Origin of the sequence: Dokdonella sp. (assembly GCF_019634775.1) — a bacterium.
Taxonomy (GTDB): domain Bacteria; phylum Pseudomonadota; class Gammaproteobacteria; order Xanthomonadales; family Rhodanobacteraceae; genus Dokdonella.
Map to the genome: position 1 here is coordinate 76,892 of NZ_JAHCAS010000004.1, position 20,648 is coordinate 97,539.

General features: G+C 67.1%; 15 protein-coding genes. 4 read left to right on the forward strand and 11 right to left on the reverse strand.

Going from position 1 to position 20,648, the window contains the following annotated elements; all coding sequences use genetic code 11:
• Window positions 1-2 precede the first annotated feature (2 nt).
• The 4 genes from KF907_RS15310 to KF907_RS15325 all read right to left on the reverse strand — a co-directional run bounded on the left by KF907_RS15310 (window position 3) and on the right by KF907_RS15325 (window position 5,404).
• The gene (locus KF907_RS15310) at window positions 3-1,346 is read right to left on the reverse strand and encodes a replication-associated recombination protein A (protein WP_291221792.1); all 1,344 of its coding nucleotides are present in this window, start codon (window positions 1,344-1,346) and stop codon (window positions 3-5) included.
• Window positions 1,347-1,492: 146 nt separating this feature from the next.
• Window positions 1,493-3,850 (reverse strand): heavy metal translocating P-type ATPase, encoded by a 2,358-nt coding sequence (locus KF907_RS15315; RefSeq protein ID WP_291221794.1) that lies wholly within the window; start codon window positions 3,848-3,850, stop codon window positions 1,493-1,495.
• Complete coding sequence (locus KF907_RS15320) at window positions 3,847-4,251, reverse strand: MerR family DNA-binding protein (RefSeq protein ID WP_291221795.1); 405 nt, start codon at window positions 4,249-4,251, stop codon at window positions 3,847-3,849. Before KF907_RS15320 ends, KF907_RS15315 begins: the two co-directional genes overlap by 4 nt.
• A gap of 184 nt (window positions 4,252-4,435) precedes the next feature.
• A complete protein-coding gene (locus KF907_RS15325; RefSeq protein WP_291221797.1) occupies window positions 4,436-5,404 on the reverse strand; it encodes a hypothetical protein in 969 nt (322 codons plus the stop codon).
• Between the two features lie 17 nt (window positions 5,405-5,421).
• On the opposite strand from KF907_RS15325, the gene KF907_RS15330 reads away from it, so the two are divergent.
• Entirely contained in the window at window positions 5,422-6,255 is an 834-nt protein-coding gene (locus KF907_RS15330) for a polysaccharide deacetylase family protein (protein WP_291221799.1), read from the forward strand.
• A gap of 6 nt (window positions 6,256-6,261) precedes the next feature.
• Here KF907_RS15330 and KF907_RS15335 read toward each other — a convergent pair whose 3' ends face one another.
• The 5 genes from KF907_RS15335 to KF907_RS15355 form a co-directional block, all read right to left on the reverse strand.
• On the reverse strand, window positions 6,262-6,753 hold the full coding sequence (locus KF907_RS15335) for a hypothetical protein (RefSeq protein WP_291221801.1): 492 nt from the start codon (window positions 6,751-6,753) through the stop codon (window positions 6,262-6,264).
• 52 nt (window positions 6,754-6,805) lie between these two features.
• Window positions 6,806-7,726 (reverse strand): 5'-nucleotidase, encoded by a 921-nt coding sequence (locus KF907_RS15340; protein ID WP_291221803.1) that lies wholly within the window; start codon window positions 7,724-7,726, stop codon window positions 6,806-6,808.
• A 161-nt stretch (window positions 7,727-7,887) separates the two neighbouring features.
• A complete protein-coding gene (locus tag KF907_RS15345) occupies window positions 7,888-9,402 on the reverse strand; it encodes a S8 family serine peptidase (protein ID WP_291221805.1) in 1,515 nt (504 codons plus the stop codon).
• A 26-nt stretch (window positions 9,403-9,428) separates the two neighbouring features.
• Entirely contained in the window at window positions 9,429-10,193 is a 765-nt protein-coding gene (locus KF907_RS15350) for an NAD kinase (protein ID WP_291221807.1), read from the reverse strand.
• Window positions 10,194-11,223: 1,030 nt separating this feature from the next.
• Entirely contained in the window at window positions 11,224-16,161 is a 4,938-nt protein-coding gene (locus tag KF907_RS15355; protein WP_343214770.1) for an NAD-glutamate dehydrogenase, read from the reverse strand.
• A gap of 202 nt (window positions 16,162-16,363) precedes the next feature.
• On the opposite strand from KF907_RS15355, the gene KF907_RS15360 reads away from it, so the two are divergent.
• A complete protein-coding gene (locus KF907_RS15360; protein WP_291221809.1) occupies window positions 16,364-17,041 on the forward strand; it encodes a YceH family protein in 678 nt (225 codons plus the stop codon).
• Here the strand turns inward: KF907_RS15360 and KF907_RS15365 are convergent.
• Window positions 16,985-17,731 (reverse strand): hypothetical protein, encoded by a 747-nt coding sequence (locus KF907_RS15365; RefSeq protein ID WP_291221811.1) that lies wholly within the window; start codon window positions 17,729-17,731, stop codon window positions 16,985-16,987. The two genes, KF907_RS15360 and KF907_RS15365, sit on opposite strands and share 57 nt — an antisense overlap.
• A gap of 187 nt (window positions 17,732-17,918) precedes the next feature.
• Between KF907_RS15365 and KF907_RS15370 the strand changes: the two genes are divergently transcribed.
• Together KF907_RS15370 and KF907_RS15375 are read left to right on the forward strand one after the other, a co-directional pair.
• A complete protein-coding gene (locus tag KF907_RS15370; protein WP_291221813.1) occupies window positions 17,919-19,070 on the forward strand; it encodes a sensor histidine kinase in 1,152 nt (383 codons plus the stop codon).
• Entirely contained in the window at window positions 19,067-19,702 is a 636-nt protein-coding gene (locus KF907_RS15375) for a response regulator transcription factor (RefSeq protein WP_291221815.1), read from the forward strand. Before KF907_RS15370 ends, KF907_RS15375 begins: the two co-directional genes overlap by 4 nt.
• A 213-nt stretch (window positions 19,703-19,915) precedes the next feature.
• Here KF907_RS15375 and KF907_RS15380 read toward each other — a convergent pair whose 3' ends face one another.
• On the reverse strand, window positions 19,916-20,551 hold the full coding sequence (locus KF907_RS15380) for a class I SAM-dependent methyltransferase (RefSeq protein WP_291221816.1): 636 nt from the start codon (window positions 20,549-20,551) through the stop codon (window positions 19,916-19,918).
• Between the last annotated feature and the right edge of the window lie 97 nt (window positions 20,552-20,648).

Sequence of the window (20,648 nt, forward strand, 5' to 3'; positions counted from 1 at the left end):
GCTCATGCCTTGCGCTGGCGCGCAGCGCGGCGCGCTTCGCGCAAGGCAGCCAGCTTCTCGCCGATCTTCAGTTCCAGACCGCGCTCGACGGGTCGGTAGAACTCGCGCCCGGCCAGCGCGTCCGGCAGGCATTGCTGATCGAGGGCGACGCCGCCTTCGATGTCGTGGTCGTACTGGTAGCCCTGGCCGTAGCCGAGGCCCTTCATGAGCTTCGTCGGCGCATTGCGCAGGTGCATCGGCACCTCCAGCGTGCCGTTGGCCCTGACTTCGGCGCGCGCTTCGTTGAAGGCCATATAGGCCGCGTTGCTCTTCGCCGCGATGGCGAGATAGATCGCCAACTCGGCAAACGCCAGTTCCCCCTCGGGCGAGCCGAGGCGGTCGTACGTGTTCCAGGCCTCGAGCGCGAGCGTCAATGCGCGCGGATCGGCGAGGCCGACGTCCTCGATCGCCATGCGCGTCAGGCGCCGCGCGAGGTAGGCTGGATCGACGCCGCCGTCGAGCATGCGCGTGCACCAGTACAACGCGGCATCTGGATCGGATGAGCGCACCGACTTGTGCAGGGCCGAGATCTGGTCGTAGAACTGCTCGCCTCCCTTGTCGAAGCGGCGGGTGCGGTCGGCCAGCACCTGGGCCAGCGTGGCCTCGGCGATGTGTCCGTCCTCGGCCAGTTCGGCGGCGATTTCGAGCAGGGTCAGGGCGCGGCGCACATCGCCATCGGCAGCGCCGGCGATCGTTGCCAGCACTTCGTCATCGACTTCGAGGCCGAGATCGCCGAGGCCGCGCTCGGCGTCATCGAGGGCACGCCGCAGCGCGGCGGCGATGTCTGCGGCGGAGACCGCCTCGAGCACATGCACGCGGCAGCGCGAGAGCAGCGCCGAGTTCAGCTCGAACGACGGGTTCTCGGTGGTCGCGCCGACGAACAGGATCACGCCACGCTCGATGTGCGGCAGGAACGCATCCTGCTGCGTCTTGTTGAAGCGATGCACCTCGTCGACGAACAGCACCGTACGCCGGCCTTCGACGAAGCGCCGCTCGGCCTCGGCCAGCGCGGCGCGCACGTCCGGCAGGCCCGACAGCACGGCCGAGATCGCGCGGAACTCGGCATCGGCATAGCGCGCAAGCAGCAGGGCCAAGGTGGTCTTGCCGCAGCCTGGCGGCCCCCACAGCACCATCGAATGCACCTTGCCGGCCTCGATTGCACGGCGCAGCGAACGCCCCTCGCCGACCAGGCGCGACTGGCCGACGATCTCGTCAAGCGTGCGCGGACGCATGCGTTCGGCGAGCGGCTTCAGTGCTTCGGATTCAGCGAACAGCGATGCTGCGGCGGCGGTTTTGCGGGGAGCCATGCGGCGATGATACGGAAACCCGATGTGCAGAGGTGTGCTGCAGGAGCCCGTTCACAGGCGATGCTTCTGCCTTGAGGTTGTACGGAAGGAGCATCGCCCCTGCAGGGGCTCCTACGGTGCAGGGTGGTCCTTCGCGGGAACCGGTTTCACCCGTGAAACCGCTGCAACCGCAGCGCATTGGTGATCACCGACACCGACGACAGGCTCATCGCAACCGCCGCCACCATCGGGCTCGCCAGCCAGCCAAAGACCGGATACAGCACGCCGGCGGCGATCGGGATGCCCAGCGCGTTGTAGCCGAATGCAAAGGCGAGGTTCTGGTGGATGTTGCGCACCGTCGCCGCCGACAAGCGGCGCGCACGCAGGATGCCGCCGAGTTCGCCCTTGACCAGGGTGACCTGCGCGCTCTCCATGGCGATGTCGGTGCCGTCGCCCATGGCGATGCCGACGTCGGCCGCGGCCAGTGCCGGCGCATCGTTGATGCCGTCACCGGCCATCGCCACGCGCGCGCCGCGTGCGCGCAGGGCGGCGATCGCCTCGGCCTTCTGCTGCGGCGACTGCCCGGCAAGCACCTCGTCGAACGGCAGCGACGCGGCGACCGCGCGCGCCGTGGCCGGGTTGTCGCCGGTGGCCATGACCAGGCGCAGGCCTGCGGCCTTCAGTTCGGCAAGCGTCTGCGCGGCGCCGGCCTTGAGCGGATCCTGCACGGCGACCAGACCGGCCGGCTGACCATCGATGGCGAGGAAAACCACGGTCTTGCCCTCGTCGCGCAGCGTGTCGGCGCGCGCCTCGAGCGCGGCGTCGACGCGGCCGACGAAACCGGAGTTGCCGAGGGCCAGTGTGCGCCCGCCCAGGCGCGCCCGCACGCCCTCACCGCTGACCGCTTCGAAGGCTTCGACCGCGCGCGGCACCAGGTCGCGTTCGCGCGCCGCTTCGAGGATCGCGCGCGCCAATGGATGCTCGCTGGCCGCTTCGAGGCTGGCCGCATCGAGCAGCACGCCGGCTTCGTCGAAACCCGGTGCGGCGACGAGATCGGTAAGGCGTGGCCGCCCCTCGGTGATCGTGCCGGTCTTGTCGAGCACGAGGGTGTCGATCGCGGCCAAGGTCTCGATTGCCGAGGCCTCGCGGAACAGCACGCCGATCTCGGCGCCGCGGCCGCTGGCAACCATGATCGAGATCGGCGTGGCCAGGCCGAGCGCGCACGGGCAGGCGATCACCAGCACGGCGACCGCATTGGCCATTGCGTAGGCGAAGCGCGGCTCGGGTCCGAACGCGAACCAAGCGATGAAGGTGAGCAATGCCGCGACCACCACCGCCGGCACGAACCAGCGCGCGACGCGGTCGGCAATGCGCTGCAGCGGCGCACGCGAACGCTGTGCCTGGCCGACCAAGGCGACGATCTGCGCCAGCATGCTGTCGGCGCCAAGGCGGTCGGCGCGCACGACGAGGCTGCCGCTGCCGTTCAGCGTACCGCCGGTGACACGATCACCGGCCTGCTTGGCGACCGGGATCGGCTCGCCGCTCAACATCGACTCGTCGACCGCGCTGGTACCATCGACGACCACGCCATCGACCGGCATCTTCTCGCCCGGCCGCACGCGCACGCGATCGCCGACGCGCAGCGCCTCGACCGCAACTTCCTCGTCGCCCTGCCCTTCGCGCAGACGCAGCGCAGTCTTCGGCGCGAGGTCGAGCAGGCTACGGATCGCTGCCGAACTGCGCCCGCGCGCGCGCAGTTCCAGCCATTCACCGAGCAGAGCGAGGGCGACGATCACGCCGGACGCCTCGAAATACAGCGGCACACGCCCGTGCATGTCGCGCATTGCCGGCGGAAACACCTGCGGCGCAAGCAGGGCGGCGAGGCTGACCGAGTACGCCACCAGCACGCCGAGGCCAATCAGCGTGTACATGTTCGGCGCGCGGTTGCGCACGCCCTGCCAGCCGCGGCGGTGATAGTCGAGACCGAGCCAGAGCACCAGCGGCGTTGCCAGCGCGAACTCGAGCCAGCGCAGCGCGGGCAGCGCACCCGCTGACGGATGCCAGAGGCCGAGATGCGGGCCCATCGCGACGACCAGCAGCGGCAACGCGAACAGCGCGGCGATCACGAAGCGGCGACGCACGCGGCGCAGTTCGCCATCGTCAGCCATGGCCGGATCGAGAGGTTCCAGCGCCATGCCGCACTTCGGACAGGTGCCCGGCCCGACCTGGCGGACCTCGGGATCCATCGGACAGGTGTAGATCGTGCCGGCAGGCATCGGCGGCGCGGCGGCCGGTGCCGGCTGCATGCCGGCATAGCGCGCCGGGTCGGCCTCGAACTTGGTCGCGCATCCGGCACAGCAGAAGTACACCGGCCGACCTTGGTGCTCGCGGACGTGTTTGGCCGTGGCGATCTCGACCTGCATGCCGCAGACGGGATCGGTGGCCTTGGCCGGCGCTGCGCCCGCATGGCAACAGGCGTGCTTCGGCGCATGAGCGCCCGGCGCGTGCCCATGATCCTGATTCATGCCACGTCTCCTTCATCGAAGGCGCGCAGGATCGGACAATCCTGCGCGAGACCGTGGCCCGGGCAGGCGGTGACCAGTCGACCGAGCGCATCGCGCATGCGCTGCAACTCGGCCATGCGCTGCTCGATGCCGTCGAGATGCCGGCGCGCCAGCTCGCGCACGGCGGCGATGTCGTCCTGCCCGCCGATTGCGAGCAAGTCACCGATTTCGGCGAGGCTGAAGCCGAGATGCTGGGCACGCCGGATGAAGCGCAGGCGGCGCAGTTCACCCTCGCCGTATTGCCGATAGCCGCTGGGCGAACGCCCGGCGGGTGCCAGCAGACCAGCCCGCTCGTAGTAGCGCACGGTGTCGATGCCGACACCGGCATGCTCAGCCAGTCGACCGATCGGAAAGCTGGACATGGTGGAAGGCTCCCGGGCAAGGTACAGGGCGTTCAGTTTGAACCCTGGACCATGGTCCAGAGTCAAGCCCGATTCTCCCCATGACCGACCGTTCATGGCACCTCCCACGAAGGACACTCCGGGAACGGCACCACGTCCATCCGGTCCGGGCAAAGGTGCAGGCACGCACGGCCACAGGGGCAACCTACCCCCTGCAATACCGCTGCACGAGGCGCTGGGCGTGATCGCGCGCGGTGGCCTGTTGCTGTGCATCGAGGTCGTGCAGGGCGGTCGACGAAACCGGCGCCGCGCCGGGGGCGAGGGCGGCGGCTTCGCCGTAGACGGCGGCGAGGTAGGGATTGGCGGCGAACACCCAGTTGCGCCGACTGCGACCGCCGGCGTAGGCCTCGGCCAACACGCCGAGCGCGCGGCAATCACCGGCGGCGAGCGCAGCGTTCAGGAATCCGCCAGCCAGGCTGCGCCGACGCGCGACTTCGTCGAAGTTGCGCAGGACGCCGTCGTAGCCACCGATGTCCTGCAAGCCCCAGTCGACGTAGTCGAGCATGGCGTCGGTATTGCCCGCTTTGGCGGCTCGTTCGAGCAGGTTGATGCGGCTCGCGAACAGGGCGTCGTCGATGCCTGCGCAGCGGTCGCGCTCGGCACTGAGGCGTTCGAGCTCGCGCGCGATCAGGTCGAACTCGGCATCGCCGGACGGATTCTGGCCATTGCGTGCGCGGAAGCGGCGCAGCAGGCGCTCGCGGATCCGGTCATCGTGTCCCAGCATGCGAGCCCGCTGACAGCCCACGAGTTCCATCGCCAGCCGGTGCGTTGCGTCGGCGCGGCCTTGCTCGACCAGTGGTTCGAGCTGGCGGATCGCCTCCTGCGCCGGCGTGCCACGTGGCGGCAGATCGGCAGCGGGCAGACCGCGCGCAAGCGCCGGCACACCGATCTGGCCACGCACGGCTGCCAACGGCATTGGCAGATCGAGATCGTCCTCGTCCTGTCCGCGCTCCAGCGCATCGCCATCGAGTGCGACCGGCAGCGCGCGCGCATTGGGCGCTGTTTCGGGCGATCGGCTCGCGAGGATCAGCGTCGCCGCTACAATCACGGCCAGCGCCGCGACGACCAGCCACGGTCCGCGCCTTGGTCGGGCACCGCTCGCCTGTTCATTCATTTCCTGCTCACTCCCGCATGCGCGTACCGGTCCTCACCTACCACGCAGTCAATATCGCCGGCAACGACTACGCGACCAACGACCATGTCGCACTCGCCTCCGACCTGCGCACGATCAACCGGCTCGGACTGCGCGTGGTTCCTCTGCAGTGGGTCGTCGAGCAGCGCCTCGGCCTCACCACACGCGACCTCTCGGCCTGCGTGGCGTTGAGCTGCGACGACGGCTCGGATTTCGATTTCCGTGACCTCGAGTTCCGCGAACATGGGTTGCAGCGCAGTTTCTTCAATATCCTCGGCGACTTCGTCAGCGAGCATGGCGCGGCTGAGCAACCCCACCTGAACATGACCAGCTTCGTCATCGCCTCGCCCGAGGCGCGCGCGCACATCGACCGCGGCGCCCTCGACGGCCGAGGCTGGATGAGCGAGGACTGGTGGCCCGAAGCCGAGACCAGTGGGCTGATGACGATCGGCAACCACAGCTGGGACCACAACCATCCGGCAATCCCCGCGCCCGGCGTGGACGGGATGCCGCGTGGTTCGTTCCTCGACGTCGACAACGAGAAACGCGCCGACGCGGAAATCGCAGATGCCGCACGCTACATCAATGCACGCATCGCACCGCGCCGCTCGCGCCTGTTCTGCTATCCGTTCAGCCACATTCCTGCCTTCGTGCACGACGATTACCTGCCGCGCCGCGGCGCCGACATCGGCCTGCTCGCCGCCTTCGGCGACGGTGCTGTGCCGGTGACGATGGCGAGCGACATCTGGAACCTGCCACGCTACATCTGCGGCTGGCACTGGCGCGACCCGCAAGCCCTGTGCGGAATCCTCGACGCGTCCGCACAAGCCTGAGAGCGCTCAGAACGCGCCGATCGCGTGAACCTTTTCTATGAGTTCGTCGCGACGGGACGACGCGATAGGCCGATGCCAATGTGCCAGCAGGTACTGGTGCCGGGTCGGCTCGAAACCTGCAGCGATGTCGACCTCGTACGCACGCGCATCACCGCAGTAGCCGAAGTAGGCCTCGCAGCGATCCGCGAACCGCGCGAACCCGTAGCGCAGTGCATTGAACAAGGGCCCGCCGCTGGCCCGCACCTGCTCGCGCTGCTCGTCGCTCATGCGTGCGAAGCCACGGCCGTCGGTGCAGCCCCCACCAACCAGGTAGACCTCGTCGAAACGCCGGAAATGCAGGTACGACAGCGGCACGAACGAAAGCTCGGACTCACGGAAGAACGTCACCAGGTGGTGGGGGAATCCCGGGGGCGATTCGTTGAACTTGCGCTTGAATATGGAGGAAGCGAAGAACGGACCTTCCGCAACCTCGGTCACGGTGATGAAGGATTCGAGCATGCCGGAGTTCCGTCGACGAAGGACGCTCAGGATAGTCGGGCGCGCCGCCCGATCAAAGATTGTGCACGCCGTGTGGGACATGGCCGGTGGCGACATGCCGGCGCGCCGATTCGACGTTGAGCATCGAATCGTCGAAGAAGATATCGGCACCGAACGCCTCGAGGAACGGACCCTTGCTGCGTCCGCCGAGGAACAGCGCCTCGTCGATGCGTACGCCCCAGTCGCGCAAGGTCAGGATCACCCGCTTGTGCGCCGGCGCCGAGCGCGCGGTGACCAGGGCGGTGCGGATCGGCGAGCCCTCGATCGGGAATGCGGCCTGGATGCGATGCAGGGCTTCGAGGAATCCGCGGAATGGCCCGACCGCCAGCGGCTCGCCAGCGCGCTCGGTTTCATTGCGGTGGAAGGCCTCCAGGCCTTCGAGATGGGAAACGCGCTCGGAATCGTCGCCGAAGATCACGGCATCACCGTCGAAGGCGATGCGCAACTGCTCGCTCGGCAGCTCCGGCGCCTTGGACGGCAGGATCGTCGCCGCGGCAACGCCGGCGGTGAGTGCGCGGCGCACGTCGTCGACATTGGCCGAGAGAAACAGGTTGGCACCGAACGGATGCGCGTAGTTGGCGGTCGGCGCTCCATTGGTGAAGGCCGCGCGCACGATGTCGAGGCCGTAGTGCTCGATCGCGTTGAAGATGCGCAGGCCGGTGTCGGCCGAGTTGCGCGAAAGCAGGATCACCTCGACGCGCGGTGCCGACGGCGCCATCGAATTGAGGCGCAGCAGCTTCTGCACGAGCGGAAACGCAATGCCGGGCGCAAGCAGTTCATTCTCGTGGGCGATCTGGTAGCGCGCATAGGCGTCGAGCCCTTCGCGCTCGAACAGCTCATGGCTGTCGCCAAGGTCGAACAGGGCGCGCGAAGAGATCGCGACGACGAGTTTGTCGGCCACGGTGGCGGCCGCGGGATCGGGAGGCATGGACATGCCGCGACTTTAACCGAGGCGTGGCATTGCGCGGTAGGAAACGGCTTTGGCCGTGATGCTCTGGCTTTGTGGAGTTGTACGGCCAGGGCATCACGGCCAAAGCCGTTTCCCACGGCCGTTTCCTACAGCCGTTTCCTACGGACGTTTCCCACGGCCGTTTCCTACGGCCGCAATGCGGTCGGGTCGAAATCGTGGGCAAACAGGCGATCGAGGTGGATGTAGGCATTCCAGGCATCGACGCGCCCATGGCCCTGCACCGGATTCGGGATCGTCGTCGCCGGAATGCCGCCGCAGACCTGCGTGCTCGAGGTCAGCGGCACGGCGGTTTCGCGCAGCAGGGCGGCGACACGCGCCGGATCGCCACGCAGGCTTGGATCGACCGACATCAGCAGGGCGACCACGCCGGCCACATGCGGCGTGGCCATGCTGGTGCCGCTCAACGACGTGTAGGCACTGTCGCTCGACCGCGTGATCGAGCGCACGCTCGAACCAGGGGCGACGATGTCCGGCTTGACCGCGGCGAGCCCCACGACCGGGCCACGGCTCGAAAAGCCCGACATGGCATTGCCCGAGGTCATCGAACCGACCGTGAGCGAGGCCTCGTAGGTGGCTGGCGCGTCGAGGATCGAGGAGCAGGCCGACCCTGAATTGCCGGCTGCGGCAACGAAGACGATGCCACCCGCAACGAGATTCTCGATCGCCTCACGCACCTCGTTGCCGGCCGTGCAGCCCTCCGAAGCCGGGCAGCCCCAGGAGTTGCTGATGACGTCCGGCGCGCGATCCGGATCGGGATTCGCGCCACTTGCGTCGGTCGGCGCGAGGAAGAACTGCGCGCACTCGTTGTACATCGCCGGCGTGCCAGTGCCGGCATTCATGTTGCGGCAGCCGATCCACTTTGCACCGGGTGCGACACCGACCTGGTTGGAACCACCATCGTCGCCGAGAATCGTGCCGACAGTGTGACTGCCATGCCCGTCATCATCGCAGGGGGCCGGCCGATCACCGGGACAGATCGCATTGCCGCTGCCATGCACGGCATCGTGCCAATTGTACGAGTGATCGGCCGTGGTGCCGTTCCAACCGCGGTACTTCGCCTTGATCGCGTTGTGCGTCCAGCGCACACCGGTGTCCTGGTCGGCGACCACGATACCTTGCCCGGTATGGCCAGCTGCCCAGACCAGCGGCGCCCGCACGCGCTCGACGCCCCACTCGATAGCATTGACCGACAAGGGCGCCGGCACATCGACCTCGACCGGTCGCGCCAGCATGACCGGGGCGTTCGTGCGCAGCGCAGCGATGTCACTACGCGCGGCGAGCGCATCCAACTGCTCCGGTGTCAAGCGCGCCTGGATCATGTTGACGATCCAGAACGCCCGGTACTCGACACCCTCGGCATCGAGCCAGGCGCGCACGCCGGCCTGCGAAACATCGGCAGTCGCGCGCAAAGTATCGACCAACGCGCGGCGACGTTCGCGGTAGTCACCATCGGTCCGCAGCAGCGAGCGCGGCGCTTTTGCGGACAGTACGACGAGTGCATCGACCGTACCGTCACGCGCAGCCATCTCGCGCAGCCCCGCTGCGATCTCCGCGGCGAATCCGCTGCCGGTGGGCGCGAGGACGGCAGCGAGGGCGAGATGCAAGGGCAGGCGGCGCAGGCTGCGGTTTGACGCGTGCATGGAAGAGGCTCTTTGCAGATGCGGATTCAGACGACGAACTGCTCGTCGATGATACGCTGGTCGAGGTTGTGCTCTGGATCGAACAACACGGTCATGGTCTGTTCGCTCGATTCGCGCACGATGACCTCGACGACATCGCGTACCTCGTTGGAATCGGCGGTCGCGCTGACCGGGCGCTTGTAGGGATCGAGGATCTCGAAACGCACCTCGAGCCGTGCCGGCAGCACGGCCCCGCGCCAGCGCCGCGGCCGGAATGGACTGATCGGCGTCATCGCCAGCAGCCCACAGCCGAACGGCAGGATCGGGCCGTGCGCGGAGAGGTTATAAGCCGTCGAGCCGGCCGGCGTGGCGACGAGCACGCCGTCGCACATCAGTTCGTCGATCTTCACCGTGCCATCGAGTGAAACGCGGATATGCGCGGCCTGCTTGGTCTGGCGCAACAGCGAGACCTCGTTGAAGGCCAACGCCTCCACGGTCGACCCGGACTCTGAACTCGCCCGCATCACGAGCGGATGCAGGATCGTCCGCTGCGCACGCGCGAGACGTTGCGGAAGGTCGTCGGCATGCCATGGATTGAGCAGGAAGCCGACCGTGCCGAGCTTCATGCCGTACACGGGCAGGCCCCGCGCCAGGTGGCGATGCAGGGTACGCAGCATGAAGCCGTCACCGCCGAGGGCGACCACGACATCGGCCTCCTCGACAGGTGCTTCGCCGTAGCGCGCCTTCAGCGTCGCCAGCGCCTGCTGCGCCTCGGCAGCCTGGCTGGCGACGAAAGCGATGCGTTGACTCACATTGGCGCCCCCCGCTGCGATTGCACGGGGGACTCTAGCAGACCGCCCGAGTTTTGCGGCGGCACAAGCGAAATCCTGGTTGCCCTGTCACCCTGTCGGAAACACCTGCGGGCGTGATCCCCTGCTCCTGACATCAATGCGCCGCAGGAAACGCCTGCAGGCGTGATCCCCTGTTCCCGACATCAATGCGCTGTAGGAAACGCCTTCAGGCGTGATGCCCTGTTCCCGACATCAATGCGCTGTAGGAAACGCCTTCAGGCGTGATCCCCTGTTCCCGACATCAATGCGCTGTAGGAAACGCCTTCAGGCGTGATCCCCTGTTCCCGACATCAATGCGCTGTAGGAAACGCCTTCAGGCGTGATGTTTCTTCTTTGGGGGGTTGTACGGAAGGAGCATCGCGGCTGAAGCCGCTTCCTACAGCCGATTCCTACAGCCGATTCCTACAGATGCCCTGCTCCTGACATCAATGCGCCGTGGGAAACGCCTGCAGGCGTGATCCCCTGTTCCCGACATCAATGCGCCGTGGGAAACGCCTGCAGGCGTGATGCCCTGTTCCCGACATCAATGCGTTGTAGGAAACGCCTTCAGGCGTGATGCTTCTTCTTTGAGGGGTTGTACGGAAGGAGCATCGCGGCTGAAGCCGCTTCCTACAGCCGCTTCCTACAGCCGATTCCTACAGCCGCTTCCTACAGCCGCTTCCTGCGGCCGCTTCCTGCGGCCGCTTCCTACGGGCGTTTCCTGCGGCCGCTTCCTGCGGCCGCTTCCTACGGGCGTTTCCTGCGGGACGGGGCGGCACCGGTTCTGTAGGAAACGCCTTCAGGCGTGACCCCCTGTTCCCGACATCAATGCGTTGTAGGAAACGCCTTCAGGCGTGATGCTTCTTCTTTGAGGGGTTGTACGGAAGGAGCATCGCGGCTGAAGCCGCTTCCTACAGCCGCTTCCTACAGCCGCTTCCTACAGCCGCTTCCTACAGCCGCTTCCTACAGCCGCTTCCTACGGGCGGTTCCCACGGACCATCCGGCGCCGGCTTCAACCGAGCTGGGACAGGCGCCGCACGGCGACCGAAACGATCGGATAGTCGACCACGACCTGGCTGCGCATCTCGGCGAGCATGCCGAGCGTGTGCTTGAGTGCCGGATCATCACGCTCGAGCCATGCGCTGACACGCTCGTGACCGGACAGGCTGCCACTGTCGAGCACCTGCAGGGTCAGTGCGCGCTGACGCTCGTTGAGCTCGTCGCGCAGCGAGCCGCGCGCGTGTGCGTGCCAGCGCGTCTCGACCGGCAATTCCTCGATCTTCTCCATCAGCCAGCGCAGGTTGAGCGCCTCGCCGGTGGCAAAGAACACCGCGGCAACCTCGGCGACCTCACGTCCGCTGTCGCGCGCAACCTGGACGATGTCGAGCAGGGCGCCGAGTGGCGGCAGCGCGGCCAGGCGCGCGGCCAGATCGTCGGCGAACCCGAGCTCCGTCCAGTGCTGGCAGGCGGTCGCAAACGCGGCGCGGCCGCCTTCGGGCAGTACCTCGCCGAGTTTCGCCTTGAGTTCGACCATGCCCGGCAGGTAACGATCGACCGCGGCGGCGATATCCTGCACTTCGGCCGGATGGTTGAGCAGCCAGCGCGTCATGCTGCGCAGGAGCTGCCAGATCGCCAGGGTCGCATCGATCTGGGCGTTGCCGTTGATGCGCCCATCGAGCGCCTCGATGTCGGCCCACAGTGCGCGTGCGTCGAGCACCTCGCGGGCGATGTTGAACGCCTTGGCGACTGCGGCCGGCGACTGTCCGGTGTCCTCCTGCATGCGCATCATGAAGGTCGCACCCATGCGATTGACCATCGAGTTGGTCACCGCCGTGGCAATGATCTCGCGCTTCAGGCGATGGCGCTCCATGTGCTCGGCGAACCGTTCGCGCAGCGGCTCCGGGAAGTAGCGGCGCAATTCCCTGGAAAGATACGGATCCTCCGGCACGTCGGAGTCGAGCAGTTGCTGGAAGATCACGATCTTTGAATATGACAGCAGGATCGACAGCTCCGGGCGGGTCAGGCCGAGGCCGCGCGCCTTGCGCTCGGCGAACTCGGCGTCGCTCGGCAGGAACTCGATCTGGCGGTCGAGCAGGCCCTGCGATTCGAGCGTGCGGATGAAATGCTGCTTCGAACCGAGGCGCGCCACCGACATGCGCTCCATCAGGCTGATCGCATCGTTCTGGCGGTAGTTGTCGAACAGCACGAGGCGTTCGACCTCGTCGGTCATCGCACGCAACAGCTCGTTGCGCTGGGCGAGCGTGATCTCGTTGCGTTGCACGGCGTCGTTGAGCAGGATCTTGATGTTGACCTCATGATCCGAGGTGTCCACGCCGGCCGAGTTGTCGATGAAGTCGGTGTTGAGCAGAACACCGTTGAGTGCAGCCTCGATGCGGCCGCGCTGGGTCATGCCGAGATTGCCGCCCTCGCCCACGATCCGGCAGCGCAGGTCGCCACCGTTGATGCGGATGGCGTTGTTGGCCCGGTCTCCGACATCCGCGTTGGTTTCGACCACAGCCTTGACGTAGGTGCCGATGCCGCCGTTCCAGAGCAGGTCGACCGGCGCCTTGAGCACCGCCGTCATCAGCTCCGTCGGCGACATCGTCAGCGCCTCCTCGCCGATGCCGAGCGCGCGCGCGGCTTCCGCCGAGACCTGGATCGACTTGGCCGAGCGCGCATACACGCCGCCACCGGTCGAAATCAGGCTGGCGTCGTAGTCGGCCCACGACGAGCGCGGCAGCCTGAACATGCGCTCACGCTCGACGAACGAACGTGCGGCATCCGGGCTCGGATCGATGAATATGTGACGGTGATCGAATGCGGCGACGAGACGGATGTGCCTGGACAGCAGCATGCCGTTGCCGAACACGTCACCGGACATGTCACCGATGCCGACGCAAGTGAAGTCTTCGCTCTGCGAATCGCGCCCGAGCGCACGGAAGTGGCGTTTGACCGATTCCCAGGCACCCTTGGCGGTGATACCCATGCCCTTGTGGTCGTAGCCGACCGAACCACCGGAGGCGAAGGCGTCGCCGAGCCAGAAATCATGTTCGGCACTGACCGCGTTGGCGATGTCCGAGAACGTTGCCGTGCCCTTGTCGGCCGCAACCACGAGGTAGGGATCGTCAGCGTCGTGACGCACGACGCCATCGGGGTGCGCGACTTTGCCATCGACCAGATTGTCGGTGATGTCGAGCAGGCCATTGATGAACTTGCGGTAGCAGGCCACGCCCTCGGCGAGCACGGCATCGCGTTCGCCGCTTGCCGGCGGCCGCTTGACGAAGAAGCCGCCCTTCGATCCCACCGGAACGATGACAGTGTTCTTGACCATCTGCGCCTTGACCAGGCCGAGCACTTCGGTACGGAAGTCCTCACGACGGTCGGACCAGCGCAAGCCACCGCGCGCGACCGGACCAAAGCGCAGGTGCACGCCCTCTATGCGCGGCGAGTAGACGAAGATCTCGCGATACGGACGCGGCTTCGGCAGTTCGGTGAGCTGTGTCGGGTCGAACTTGTAGCTCGTGTAGTCGTGATGGTGACCATCGACGAGTTGGAAGTGATTGGTGCGCAGGGTGGCGCGGATCACCGCCATGAAGCCGCGCAGGATGCGGTCCTCGTCGATGCTGGCGACGCGCTCGAGAAGGGCACGGATCGTCGCCATGACGGTCTCGATCTGGACGTCACGCTCCTCGGCGCGACTCGCCACCACGGTGTCTATCAGTCCCGGATTGGCAGCAAGCGACGCTGCGGGCACGAGTGTGGTCAGCTCGTCCCGCAGGACACCCTGCGCCGCAGTCAGCGCGGCAGCGTCGGGCGTCGTGCGCGCGGGATCGAACTTCGCTTCGAACAGCTCGACGAGCAGGCCGGCGATGTCTGGATAGTTCGCCAGGGTCTGCTCCATGTAACTCTGCGAGAACGGTACGCCGGTCTGCAGCAGGTACTTGCAGTAGCCGCGCAGCACGCTGACCTGGCGCCAATCCAGACGCGCGCCAAGCACGAGTCGATTGAAACCGTCGTTCTCGGCCTCGCCGCGCCAGGCCTTCTCGAATGCGGTCTGGAACGGCACGCGCACGCTGTCGAGGTCGAACGAAAGGCTGATCGGCTTGACCAGGATGTCCTGGATCGTGATCGCCGAATCGCCATGGCCGGCGATTTCATAGAGGTTCTCGGTGAGCACGCTGACCCCGAGGTTCTCGAGCAGCGGGATCACCTCGGACAAGGTGATGTCACCACCAAGGCGAAATACCTTGAAGTGCAGTGCGTCGTCGTCGCGCTGCGCGCGATACAGGTTCAGGCGGATGTCGTCGGCATCGGCCAGCGCGGCGACGAGTTCGACATCGTCGGCCGCGTTCTGCGGCATGACCTTCTCGATGTAACCGGCCGGCAGGGCCCGCCCGTAGCGGCTGGACAACTTGTGACCACGTTCCTCGCCATGGCGTGCAACCAGAATCTCGCGCAAGTCGTCCTGCCAGTTGCGCACGATCCGGGCGATGCGCGCTTCGAGATCGGCCGTGTCCCAGGTCGGCTGGTCGCCGGGCTTCGGGCGCACGATCATGTGCACGCGAGCAAGTGGGGATTCGTCGAGCAGCACGGTCGAGTCGACGCGTTCGCCACGGAAACTCTGCATCAGCAACGCCTCGATGCGCTCGCGCACGTCGGTGTTGAACCGATCGCGCGGCACATAGGCGAGCACCGAGAAGAAGCGTCCGTAGCGGTCTCGGCGCACGAACAGGCGCGTGCGTGCACGCTCGCGCAGGTCGAGCACGGTCATGGCGATGTCGTAGAGCTCGTCGGTCGAGCACTGGAACAGCTCGTCACGCGGCAGGGTGTCGAGGATGTGACGCAGGGCCTTGCCGGAATGCGAGTCGCGCTTGAGCCCAGAGCGCTGCTGGATCGCCTCGAGATTGCGGCGCAACAGCGGCACTTCGCGCGGCGGCGTCATGTAGGCCGATGAGGTGAACAGGCCGAGGAAGCGGCGCTCGGTCACCGCCCGCCCGGCGCCGTCGAAGCCGAGCACGGACAGGTAGTCCATGTGTCCGGCGCGATGCACGCGCGAGCGCGCGTTGGTCTTGGTCAGGATCAGCGCGCCGACCGCGCCGGACTTGTCGAGGTCGGTCGCCGCCAGCGTCTTAAGCGAACGGGGCACGAAACCCTTCTCGTCGCCGTGCATGATGCCGAGGCCGGTGCCGGACACCGCCTTGAGCACTTCGGCCTCGCCATCCTGCTCGACACGATATTCGCGGTAGCCGAGGAAGGTGAAGTGGTCGTCAGCAACCCAGCGCAGGAACTCGCTGGCCTCGCCGATCGTGTCCTGGTCGTATGGCAAGTTGAGTGTGGACAACTCACCAGCGATGGCCAGCATCTTCGCCTTCATGGTGCCCCAGTCAGCGACCGCAGCACGCACGTCGTCCACGGCGGCGACGATATTGCGCCGGATCACCTCGAGCTCGTCGGCGTCGCCGATGCGTTCGATCTCGATGAACATGACCGACTCGGCATGGCCGCTGGCGGCCTGCTCGTCGGCGAAGGCGAGCACGTGGCCACCCGGATCGCGCTCGACGCGGAAGATCGGATGGATGATCGTGTGCGTGTCGAGCCCGGCCTGGTTGATGACCATCGACATCGAGTCGACCAGAAACGGCATGTCGTCGTTGACGATGGCGATGACGGTATGACTGCTGTCGAATCCATCCTGTGCGGACAGCGGATTGAATACGCGGATCTTCGCCGTGCCCGGCTTGCGCTGGCGCACGAACTCGAACATGTACAGGGCGATGCGTGCCCACTCGGCCGGCTCGCGGCTGCCGATATCGTCGGATGGCACGTGGCGGAAGAAGTGGCTGGCGAAAGCCTGGGTCTCGCGCTGGCGCGACGAGCCGGGCTGCGCGGAGATGTGCTTCAGGATCGATTCGAGACAGGGATCATCGCTGGCGACAACGGAGGCATTCATTGCGGACTTCGGGCTGGATTCGGTGGGCGCGGAGGATACGCCCCCCCCATTGCGGAATCCACCCGTAAATGACCGTAGGCAAAAGAAAAAAAGCCGCATGCGCTTGTCGCGACGCGGCATTGCGGGTTCCATTGACGGGCACTCTGGCGACCGCCCGCGCGAAACGCGAGAATCCGCAACCGATGCCGCGAGGAGAGCGTCGATGACGAATGCGGAAACAACGGGAGCCGCCGCACCCGAGCCGCTCGACGCCGTGCAGGCGCGCATCCTCGGCTGCCTCGTCGAGAAGCAGGCGACCACGCCCGACGTCTATCCGCTGACGCTCAATGCCATCGTCGCCGCCTGCAACCAGAAATCGAACCGTGAGCCGGTCAGCGACCACGACCCCGGCACGGTTGGCCACGCCCTGCGCGGACTCGAAGGCCGCGGCCTCGTCACCGGGAGCCTGGCTGCGCGTGCCTCGCGCTATGCGCACCGCTTCGATGCCGGCTACGGCGTCACGCCGCGCCAGCGCGCCGTGCTCGCCGTGCTGATGCTGCGCGGCGCACAGACCGCGAACGAACTGTTCCTGCGCTGCGAGCGCCTCGCCGAGTTCGGCAGTGCCGACGAAGTCCGCGAAGTGCTCGAACGCCTCGCCACCCGCGAACCGGCGCTCGCGCTGTGCATCGGCCGCGCCGCGGGCCAGCGCGAGGATCGCTGGATGCACCTCCTGTGCGGGCCGGTGGATGCCGCCGCAGCCCTGTCGTCGCACACCCCGGCACCCGCCGGCCCCACACAGAAAGGGCTCGCCGAGCGCGTCGAGCGCCTCGAATCGCTGGTCGAATCACTCCAGGCCGGGCTCGACGAGCTGCGCCGCCGTCCGCCCGGCGAAGCGCCCTGACGCCTGCGGGATCGCGGCGCGCGCACCCGGCCTGCGACCGTAGCGCCGCCCCAGCCAGAACGCGGCAACGAAGGCGACCGCCAGCGGGCCGAACCAGGCGAAGTGCTGCACCAACGCCGGATCGATGCCTGGGAAGGCATTGCGCAAGCCGATGCTGAAGAAGGCGATGTGGGTCGCCACACCGTTGCCGATCATCGCGCCGTAGTGTTCGCGCAGCCACCACATCGGGTCCTGTGCGGATTTGCGCCAGCGCAGGATGGAATCAACCAGCACGAACACGCCAACTCCGCCGAAAATCTGGAACAGGGGCGAGGCGAGGCGAATGCCGAGCACGACGATACCGATGCCGGCAACCGCGTTGATCGCAGCCAACATCCAGAACAGCCCACCAAAGTAGGCCAGGCGATCGCGGCGCCGGCGAACCGCGCACCAGGCGTTCCAGCAACCAGACCCGGTCAGCAGCAGCAGGAAGGCAAGGAACATCGCCGACGCTGGACGTCCGCGTTCGATCATGCCCAGCGTCAACGGCACGCCGCTGGCCAGCACGGCGAACATCGCACCGAAGAAGCCTTGGCCGACCCGGCGATGGAACGAGGATCCCTTGCGTGCCAATGCGGCGATCCAGAACATCGCCAAGGCAACACTGCCGGCGCCGATGTGGGTGATGAGGAACAGTCGGTAGCCCTCCACGGTGAGGCTCCTGTGGTTGTCGGGAGCGTCTACTCTCGCGCGGGCACTGTCGGCACGGTGGTGTCGACAGTCATCGATCGATGGTGCCGAAAGTCACTTTGTACGATCAATGGCTTGTCGTGGTGCTACGTGCGTCGCAAGCTAGGGATGCCCAATCCCGCAATGGCGTCATGACATCCCTAGCCACATGTCGCTCACTTGGCATTCGTCGCTGAAGTCCGTGCTGAAGTCCGTCGTCGCGCCGCCCTCGCTCGCTGCCTGTGCGGCCTGGATCGCGGTCTGGCTTGGTACGCCCGCCGTACCGAAAGGACCGGTCCCCGCGCCGATCGTGCATGTCTGCCTCGTGCTCTTCCTCGTCGTCTTCCTCGCCGAGCATTTCATCGCACGCAACCATACGCCGGCGTGCGTGGTCACGATCGGTGCAGTGCTCGCCGTACTTGCCCTACTCGCGATCGCCGGCACGCCGCATGGCCTGTCTCCGGTCTTGCTGGTCCTCATCGCCGCTATGCTCGCCGCACACTTCGATTGGAGACCGCTGTCGGCGATGCTCGGCATCCTCAACCTCGCCTTCGTCGCCGTTGCCCTGCTGGCGTGGCAGACATCATCACGCTCGGTGCTCGTCTACGTGCTTGCCTACGCCAGCTTCCAGGTGTTCGCCGCGATGGTGATGCGCGCCGCCGCGCATGCCGAACAAATGAGCGAACGCCTGCGTGCCGCCAATGCAGACCTGCTCGCCACGCGCGGCCTTCTGGCCGAGAGCGCACGCGATGCCGAACGCCTGCGCGTCGCGCGCGAACTGCACGACATCGCCGGCCACAAGCTGACCGCGCTCAAGCTCAACCTCGCCGTGCTCGTCCGCGACGAACGCCTCGCCGACCTGCCCCAGCCGCGCCTGTGCGAACGCCTCGCCGACGAACTGCTGGTCGACCTGCGCCGGCTCGTCGAACGCATGCGCGAGGACGATGGCCTGGACCTGCGCACGGCCCTGAACGCATTGGCCGCACCATTCCCGCGTCCTCGCGCCCACATCGAGATCGCCGGCGACGCGCGCGTGACCACCCTGGCGCAGGCCGAAACGGTACTGCGCGCGGTGCAGGAAGCCCTGACCAACAGCGCGCGCCATTCGCAGGCGCAGAACCTGTGGATCGTGCTGCGCCGCGAAGCAGACCGGCTGCTTCTCGACATCCGTGACGACGGCCGCGGCAGCGGCGAACCCGTGCCCGGCAACGGCCTCGCCGGCATGCGCGAACGCTTCGACGAGGCCGGCGGCGGGCTGCGCATCGAACGCCTCGACACCGGCGCCGTGCACCTGCTGGCCTGGTTGCCGGCGGCCGCATGAACGCGCCGGTCCGCATCGCCCTCGCCGACGACCAGGCACTGGTGCGCGCCGGCCTGCGCGCCCTGCTCGGCAACCTCGGCATCGAAGTCGTGGTCGAGGCCGACGACGGCGGCACCCTGCTCGATGCGCTCGCCGACACCAGCGTCGATGTCGTGCTCAGCGACATCCGCATGCCCGGCATCGACGGCATCGAGGCGCTGCGCCGCCTGCGCGAGCGCGGTGACGCCACGCCGGTGCTGCTGCTCACGACCTTCGACGACAGCGACCTGCTGCTGCGTGCGACCGCGGCCGGGGCGCAGGGCTTCCTGCTCAAGGATGCCGCACCGGAGGATCTCGGCGAGGTGATCCGCCGCGTCGCCGCTGGCGAGACCCTGCTGCAGCCGGTCAGCACGGACCCGGTGCGCGCGCGCTACCGCTTCCACGACGAAGCAGCACCAACCGACACCTTCAACACGCGCGAAGTCGCCATCCTGCGCCTGCTCGCCGGCGGCTATTCCAACCGAGAAATCGCGAAGTCACTGTTCCTCGCCGAAGGCACGGTCAAGAACTATGTTTCAACGATCCTCGACAAGCTCGGCACGCGCGACCGCACGCGTGCGGTACTCAAGGCGATCACGTTGCGTGTGATCTGAGCACGTAAAATCCGTCCCTTGTCCTGTTCCACATCGCCTTCGTCATCGGTCCTCAGAATTGGAGCAGTGGTCTCTGGCTGGCCGTGAGCAGCGCCAACTACGCCTGCAAGGTGCGGCAGCGATCGCCCTGGTCGCCTGATCCATGCGCTGCGCAAGCCGATCGCCGCCTGGCTCGACAACGACCTCGCCGCGGCGCTCAAGCGCGAAGCAGCGTCAAGCTGAGCCGAGCTGCACAGCGCGCGTGAACACGTAGACGCCGGCTGGAGGTACGTTGCGCCAGGCCATGCCGGCGCGATGCGCGACCAGACCGAGTTCGGAGAGGACCTCGCGTGAGACCGGGCTGGCCGGGCCGTAGGTGAACTGCACGAAGCGGCCTTCGGGACCAAGCACCGAGAAGGCCGAACGCAGGATCGCGCGCTGCGTGGCGCGCGACATCGACAGCAGGCCGAGGCCGCTGATGATCGCATCGACCGCGCCGCCATCGGCGTAACCCGCCTGTTTCAGCAGGGTGTCGAGTTCGCGTGCATCGCCACGCACGATGGCCACATCGGGGAAGCGCCGCTGCAGCAGTCGATGCAGTTCTTCGTTGAGCTCGATGACGAGCAGGTCCGCGGGCGCCACGCCGCGGCGCAGGAGGGCGTCGGTGAAGACGCCAGTGCCGCCGCCCAGTTCGATCACGCGGCGCGCACCAAGGGGCACCTGCGCGATCATCCGGTCCGCGAGGTAGCGGCTCGACGGCGACAGCGCGGCGATGCCGAGGGGGTTCTTGAGCCACTGGCGGAAGAAGGTCCAGACCGCCGGGTGGCGTCCGCGCGCTTCCGCCTCGACCCGCCGTGCCGGTGAATGCATGCCTCGTCCCGCTGCCATCGAGCGCCGGATCATACTCCAGCCCCGGCCATACCCGTGAAAGCCGAGCCCGCCCTTCCTGCCGGGCTGCACCGGGTTA